General features: G+C 68.3%; 5 protein-coding genes. 1 reads left to right on the top strand and 4 read right to left on the bottom strand.

The features are described from left to right. Window positions 1-67 precede the first annotated feature (67 nt). Together BMG07_RS43780 and BMG07_RS40255 are read right to left on the bottom strand one after the other, a co-directional pair. Window positions 68-382: a LysR substrate-binding domain-containing protein gene (locus BMG07_RS43780; RefSeq protein WP_307867325.1), complete on the bottom strand. Its 315-nt coding sequence runs from the start codon at window positions 380-382 to the stop codon at window positions 68-70. Continuing rightward, window positions 310-1,005 (bottom strand): LysR family transcriptional regulator, encoded by a 696-nt coding sequence (locus BMG07_RS40255; protein WP_269759890.1) that lies wholly within the window; start codon window positions 1,003-1,005, stop codon window positions 310-312. Before BMG07_RS40255 ends, BMG07_RS43780 begins: the two co-directional genes overlap by 73 nt. Window positions 1,006-1,231: 226 nt before the next feature. Between BMG07_RS40255 and BMG07_RS40250 the strand changes: the two genes are divergently transcribed. Next, window positions 1,232-1,900: a DedA family protein gene (locus BMG07_RS40250; RefSeq protein WP_198089154.1), complete on the top strand. Its 669-nt coding sequence runs from the start codon at window positions 1,232-1,234 to the stop codon at window positions 1,898-1,900. Between the two features lie 85 nt (window positions 1,901-1,985). On the opposite strand, the gene BMG07_RS40245 is transcribed toward BMG07_RS40250, so the two are convergent. Further along, entirely contained in the window at window positions 1,986-2,273 is a 288-nt protein-coding gene (locus BMG07_RS40245) for a glycine zipper domain-containing protein (RefSeq protein ID WP_198089153.1), read from the bottom strand. 153 nt (window positions 2,274-2,426) lie between these two features. Further along, window positions 2,427-3,254 (bottom strand): N-acetylmuramoyl-L-alanine amidase (locus BMG07_RS40240; protein WP_198089152.1); only part of this gene is annotated, 828 nt, incomplete at its 5' end.

The following is a 3,254-nucleotide window of genomic DNA, read 5'->3' as shown; positions in this document are numbered from 1 at the left end:
TGACGCAACCCCGGGCTTGACGCAACCCCGGGCTTGACGCAACCCCGGGCCCGACGCGGCGCCGGCGTCAGAACGTGCGCCGCCAAGCGCGCGACAGGGCCTGGAAAGCGCAGTCCAGCTCGGGGCGCCTGAGCGATCCGGCGAGGCAGATGAAGCGCAGGTCGCAACCGATGTTGACCTTGTCCGCGATCACGAGGCCGTCGCTCTGGCTGGCGCGCAGCGCCACCACGTCCCGCGCCAGCGAAATGCCCACGCCGGCCCGCACCAGCGCGAGCATCGACGTTTCCTGGTCGGCCTGCGCGGCCTTCTTCAGCACCAGCTTGCGCTCTTGCAGCACCGGCGCCAGCAGGCGCGAGTGCGACGAGGTCGGCGGCGCCAGCACCCACGGCAGGCACACCAGGTCGGGCCAGTCGCGGCCCTGCACCTGGGGCGCCAGCCGCTGGGGCCGATCACCTGGTAGGAGAAGCGCGTCAGCACCTCCGCGTGAAAGGCCGCGCCTTCCTGGCGCCGCAGGCCGGCGTAGGCGGGCGGCAGCTCGTTGGTGTTCGGGTCGCCGAGGTAGAAGCCGACATCCAGCTCCTTGTTCAGGAGCTTGGCCAGCACTTCGCCGCTGGTGCCGTGGTGCAGCTCGGTCTCCAGTTCGGGCGCCAGCGTGACCAGTTCCTTGAGCAGTGCGCTGAGGCGCGTGAATTCCGGGTCGAGGATGGTGCCGATGCGCAGCAACCCGCGCACGCCGCCCTTCAGCCGCCTTGCCGCCACCACGAAATCGTTCAGGCCTTCGAGTGCCTGTTCGGCATGGTTCAGCAGCGCGGCGCCGTCGCGCGTCAGCAGCAGGCCTGTGGACGTGCGCTGGAACAGCTCCAGCTCGACCAGCGCACCCAGCTCCTTGAGCTGCAGGCTCACCGCCGGCTGCGTCAGGTACAGGCGCTGGGCGCCGCGCGACACGGACCCCTCGCGGGCCACGGCCACGAAGGCCTGCAGCAGGCGAGGGTCGATCTTCTTCATTCGCGCTCAGGCGGATTTCGAGGCGGGGAGGGTGTTCGGCGGCAGTGTCTCGTCCAGTAGCTTGGGCGCAAGCAGTTCCTCGGCCGCTTGCGTCTGGATGTACTGACCTGTCATCGCGTTTGTCTCCATGTGGGGGATGTGATCCGGCACGCGGCGCGCATGAAGCCCTGCCATGCGCGCCGGTGATTCAGGGTGCGTTCGGATTCAGCAAGGATAATCCGCGCCCATGGAAATCATCAGCTTTCTCGTCGACTTCATCCTTCATGTCGACAAACACCTCGAGGCCTTCGTCATCGCCTACGGCCCGTGGGTCTATGCGCTGCTCTTCCTGATCGTCTTCGTGGAGACGGGCGCGGTGGTCATGCCGTTCCTGCCCGGGGACTCGCTGCTCTTCATCGTCGGCGCGCTGTGCGGCGCGGGGCTCATGAACTTTCCGCTGGCCTGCGCCATCCTGATTGCCGCAGCCATCCTGGGCGACCAGTGCAACTATTCGATCGGCCGCTACTTCGGGCCGAAGGTGTTCCAGTGGGAGAGCTCGCGCTTCTTCAACCGCAAGGCCTTCGACCAGGCGCACGGCTTCTACGAACGCTACGGCGGCATCACCATCGTGCTTGCGCGCTTCATGCCGTTCATTCGCACCTTCGCGCCCTTCGTGGCCGGCGTGGCGGAAATGAGCCGTGCCAAGTTCACCATGTACAACGTGGTGGGCGCGCTGATCTGGGTGCTGGGCATCGCGACGGCCGGTTACTTCTTCGGCAACCTGCCGTTCGTGCGGCAGCATCTCGACAAGATCATCTGGGCGCTGATCTTCATTCCCGGCCTGCTCGCGATCTTCGGCGCATGGCGCGCTTCCAAGGCCGAGAAGGCGCGTGCCGCGCAGGTGCCCTCGGCTTGATTCTTCACCCGCCGCTGCGCTTCAACCCATGAAAAAAGCGCGCCCCCCAAGGGCGCGCTTTTTCGTTGAGGCAGCAGGCAGATGATCAGTAGTGCGGGCCGTTGCTCGGGTAGTAGCCGCTGCCTTGCGGATAGCGCTGCTGGTTGTAGTAGTTGCGTTCGTCGGCATTGCGGCCGACCTGGTTGCCGATGATGCCGCCAATGGCCGCGCCGCCGACAGTGCTGGCCGTGTTGCCGCCGAGCGCATTGCCCACCAGCGCACCGCCCACCGCACCCACGCCGGTGCCCAGGTTCTGGTTGGGGCCGCTTGCGCAACCCGCGACCGCCATGACGGAAGTGGCTGCTGCGGCTGCGATCCAGAGTCGTGTGTTCATGATGTCCACCTTTCGAGGAGTGATGAGTCATCATGTCCCGCGGGCCGCGCGCCCCGGTGTAGGAGTCTGCCGCGCCTGCCTGTGCGGTGTCACGGGCCGCCCCGCGTGGGACAGCAGGGCACGCTTCGGCTTTACAAAAGCCGTGCCCGCGGGTCAGAGCTGGCGGCTGCGCGCGAGCGGCGGGTTCTGCGCAAAGTAGCGCTGGATGCCGCGCATCAGCGCGTCGGCCAGGCTCTCCTGGTACTCGACGCGGCGCAGGTTGGCCTCTTCTTCGGGGTTGCTGATGAAGGCGGTTTCGACCAGCACGCTGGGAATGTCGGGCGCCTTCAGCACCGCGAAGCCGGCCTGCTCGACCTGGCCCTTGTGCAGCCGCGCGCCGATGTTCTTGATCTCGCCGAGCATCGCGCCGCCGAGCTTCAGGCTGTCGTTGATCTGCGCGGTGGTGCTCATGTCGAGCAGCGCGCGCTGCACCTGCGCCTCGTGGCCGCCGACGTTCACGCCGCCGACCTTGTCGGCGTCGTTTTCCTTGTTGGCCATCCAGCGCGCCGCGCTGCTCGACGCGCCGCTCTGGCTCAGCGCGAACACGCTGGCGCCGCGCGCGGCGGGCGTGGTGAAGGCGTCGGCATGGATGCTCACGAACAGGTCGGCCTGCACGCGGCGCGCCTTCTGCACGCGCACGCCCAGCGGCACGAAGAAGTCGGCGTCGCGCGTGAGAAAGGCGCGCATCGGGCTGCCGTTCACGCTGCCCGCGTTGATGCGTTCGCGCAGCCGGTGCGCCACCTGCAGCACGATGTCTTTCTCGCGCGTGCCGTTGGGGCCGATGGCGCCGGGGTCTTCGCCGCCGTGGCCCGGGTCGAGCGCCACGATGATGATGCGGTCGGTGCGGCTCGCGGTAGCGGTGCCGCCGCGTGCGGGAGGCAGCGCGGGCGGCGGCGGCTGCACCGGCCTGACGGGCGCGGTGCCCACCACGGGCGGCGGCGG

The sequence above is a fragment of the Variovorax sp. E3 genome (assembly GCF_016082275.1).
Taxonomy (GTDB): Bacteria; Pseudomonadota; Gammaproteobacteria; order Burkholderiales; family Burkholderiaceae_C; genus Variovorax.
Note: the sequence above shows the minus strand (reverse complement) of the source record. Positions and strands in the feature narration are given on the sequence as shown.